The organism is Oleiphilus sp. HI0117 (genome assembly GCF_001635235.1).
Map to the genome: position 1 here is coordinate 1 of NZ_LWGA01000921.1, position 2,930 is coordinate 2,930.

At 43.1% G+C, this 2,930-nt stretch carries 5 protein-coding genes and 1 other RNA gene; 3 read left to right on the forward strand and 3 right to left on the reverse strand.

Annotation, left to right across the window (positions count from 1 at the left end):
* Both ssrA and smpB read right to left on the reverse strand, forming a co-directional pair.
* Window positions 1-112, reverse strand: a transfer-messenger RNA (tmRNA) gene (gene ssrA / locus A3757_RS16450); the annotation flags it as partial.
* A gap of 282 nt (window positions 113-394) precedes the next feature.
* Entirely contained in the window at window positions 395-874 is a 480-nt protein-coding gene (gene smpB / locus A3757_RS16455; protein WP_068514034.1) for an SsrA-binding protein SmpB, read from the reverse strand.
* Window positions 875-1,066: 192 nt separating this feature from the next.
* On the opposite strand from smpB, the gene A3757_RS16460 reads away from it, so the two are divergent.
* A complete protein-coding gene (locus tag A3757_RS16460) occupies window positions 1,067-1,501 on the forward strand; it encodes a type II toxin-antitoxin system RatA family toxin (protein ID WP_068739943.1) in 435 nt (144 codons plus the stop codon).
* 13 nt (window positions 1,502-1,514) lie between these two features.
* The gene (locus A3757_RS16465) at window positions 1,515-1,805 is read left to right on the forward strand and encodes an RnfH family protein (RefSeq protein ID WP_082865264.1); all 291 of its coding nucleotides are present in this window, start codon (window positions 1,515-1,517) and stop codon (window positions 1,803-1,805) included.
* Window positions 1,806-1,814: 9 nt separating this feature from the next.
* On the opposite strand, the gene A3757_RS16470 is transcribed toward A3757_RS16465, so the two are convergent.
* Window positions 1,815-2,144 (reverse strand): outer membrane protein assembly factor BamE, encoded by a 330-nt coding sequence (locus A3757_RS16470; RefSeq protein WP_068514039.1) that lies wholly within the window; start codon window positions 2,142-2,144, stop codon window positions 1,815-1,817.
* Window positions 2,145-2,307: 163 nt separating this feature from the next.
* Between A3757_RS16470 and fur the strand changes: the two genes are divergently transcribed.
* Window positions 2,308-2,712: a ferric iron uptake transcriptional regulator gene (gene fur / locus A3757_RS16475; RefSeq protein ID WP_068514042.1), complete on the forward strand. Its 405-nt coding sequence runs from the start codon at window positions 2,308-2,310 to the stop codon at window positions 2,710-2,712.
* The last annotated feature ends 218 nt before the right edge of the window (window positions 2,713-2,930 follow it).

The following is a 2,930-nucleotide window of genomic DNA, read 5'->3' on the forward strand; positions in this document are numbered from 1 at the left end:
CGTAGTTGTCATCATTTGCAACTATGAGTTATAGCGATTGGAGTACGAGTGCCACTATACACTCGGCATGCACCTTTGGTTTTGTTACCAGCGTCGAAGCCATGTCGTCCCCGTAACTTTTACCAAGATTAAGCGTCTGGCTTCGACTGCGTCGAGTCCCGGCCAGCGGGCGGAGCCGCTGTCGCTTATGCCTTTTGAAGGCCAAGAAATTGGCTTTCAATTTGAGACAAAACAGGCATAAGCCCATGTCGTCCCCGTAACTTTTACCAAGATTAAGCGTTTGGCTTCGACTACGTCGAGTCCCGGCCAGTGTTTTAGCAACTGTCGCTTATGCCGTAATTTAATTGTTAGTCATTATATAGGGGCGCTTGTTGGGAATACAAGGCAAGCCTATTTATTTTACGTGTTCTCGAACAATACGTGCTTTCTGGCGATCCCAGTCACGGTTCTTCTCGGCATCTCGTTTATCGTGATCTTTCTTACCTTTGGCCAGTGCTATCTCGCATTTGATGTGGTTTCCTTTCCAATAAAGCGCCAATGCAACACAGGTGTGTCCAGCTTGGTTCATTTTGGCATTTATCTTTGCGATTTCTTTTTTATGTAGCAATAGCTTTCGTTGGCGCGTTGGTTCAGCGATAACGTGAGTGCACGCTGACGTTAGCGGTGTGATATAGACGTTAAGAAGCCAGGCTTCACCGTTTTTTAGGAATACGTGTGAATCCGTAAGCTGAGCTTTGCCTTCTCTTAAGCTTTTGACTTCCCACCCTGTTAGAGCGAGTCCGGCTTCGAACTTTTCTTCAATATGGTAGTCGTGTTTAGCTTTCTTATTGAGAGCAATGGTGCCTGGCAGTTGTTTTGGTTTTTTCTTGGCCATATATCTATTGTTATCACTATCTCGTACAAATAGACCTAAACGTTTCTAGGGCTATAAAAATGAACCATTCTACACCATGTTTCAGTCATTTGTGCCAGCCTTCTGAAAATTTATGTTGCGTGTTTTTATTGAGGCTAGGCGACCACGGTCTTGGCGGGTACAATAGAGGTAAGATAGTTTAGGGTGATGTGAATGTCTTTAAGTATTAATCGTAGTGCCTTGGTTATGCACTCTGCTGAGCGTATGAGTGCACTGGTAAATGATGTGGCGGCTTACTCGCAGTTTCTTCCTTGGTGTTCAAGCTCGCAGGTCTTGGAGTCTGAATCGGAGTATATGTTGGCGAGCATTGAGGTTCAAAAGGGCGCGCTGAAGCAGTCGTTTACCACGCGTAACGACTTGTCTGAAGATGGCAGAATTATTATGAGCCTGGTGGAGGGACCTTTCAGCTATTTAAAAGGCGCCTGGGAATTTATTCACCTGAAAGAAGGAGCTTGTAAGGTTGAACTTACGCTCGATTTTGAGATTAAACAAAATTTGGCAAAAATGGCCTTTGCCAAGGTATTTAATCAGGCAGCTAACTCGATGGTTGATGCGTTCTGTGAACGTGCAAATCAATTATATTGTTAAGGAAACGTAAATAATGGAAAATATGATCCAAATAGAAGTTGCCTATGCCGCGCCTGATAAGCAGAAAATACTAACAGTCGAGGTGAAGCCGGGTACCAACGTTTTTGATGGGGCAAAAAACTCGGGAATTGATAAGGTTTTTCCTGAGATAGATTTCGATAAGGCCGATATGGGAATATTTGGTAAAGCGGTTCGTAAACCACTGGAGCAGGAGCTGAAAGAAGGGGATCGTATTGAAATTTACCGCCCATTAATGATCGACCCTAAACAGGCTCGCTTAAATCGGGCGGCAAAGAAAGACTAAATAGAGCGCTTAATATGCTGGGTTGCTCTCAAGTAGTGTGCCTTCGTAGCGTTGGTACACGCCTTGGCTATAGTAGACTTTTATGGTTTGTTTCTCGATTTCACCGCCCGCAACTTGATAGGTGTATACGTAGTTTTCGAGTTCTGTATCGAAGGTGTTGTCTAGAACGGGAGCACCTAATACGAAGTGAACCTGTTTTTTAGTCATACCTGCTTTTAATGTGTCGAGCATGTCTTGGGTGATGATGTTGCCTTGCTGGACATTGATTTTGAAAACGCCAGGAAAGCTACAGGCGCTTATGCTTAAAGCGGTGAGAATAATAATTAAAAACTTTTGCATCTAATTTTTGAATTCCATTATCTTTGCTTTACAATGTTTTCGGCTGATCTTTATGAAGATAGGCGAAACGCAAGCAAAGTATGTTGTAAAGAAGAAACTAACATTATAGCGAGGCATGATACCTGATTCGTGCAAACGCTGTGAATAGGATTACAAATAAATCATGCCAGACAACTCAGAGTTAAAAAAAGTTGGTTTGAAAGTTACCTTACCACGATTAAAAGTATTGGGGCTTTTGGAAGAAGCTGATGAGCACCATATGAGTGCGGAAGATGTCTATAAGGCTTTATTGGAATCGGGTGATGATGTAGGTTTGGCGACCGTTTATCGTGTACTTACCCAGTTTGAGGCTGCCGGTCTGGTCTTGCGTCATAACTTTGAGGGTGGACATGCGGTATTCGAGTTGGCGAAAGATGATCATCATGACCATATGGTCGATACCGAAAGCGGTAAAGTTATTGAGTTTCTAGACCCTGTTATTGAAAGGCGTCAGCATGAAATTGCAGAAGAGCATGGTTATGAATTAGTCGATCACAACCTTACGCTGTATGTTCGTCCCAAGAAGTAAGATTTGATATTACTGTGTTTTCTAAAGCCGCTCTTTGAGGCGGCTTTTTTTATAAAGAATAATTAACCACAGAGGATACAGGGCGCTACGCTTCACCGAGAAAAAAGAAAAGTCTTAAAAGCTTTTCTCTGTGAAGGCTGAAAGTTGCTCAGTGTTCTCGGTGGTTTATAGTTTTTATGCGGTCTCCAACATCTCCCTGGCATGAGCAAGTGTCTGCT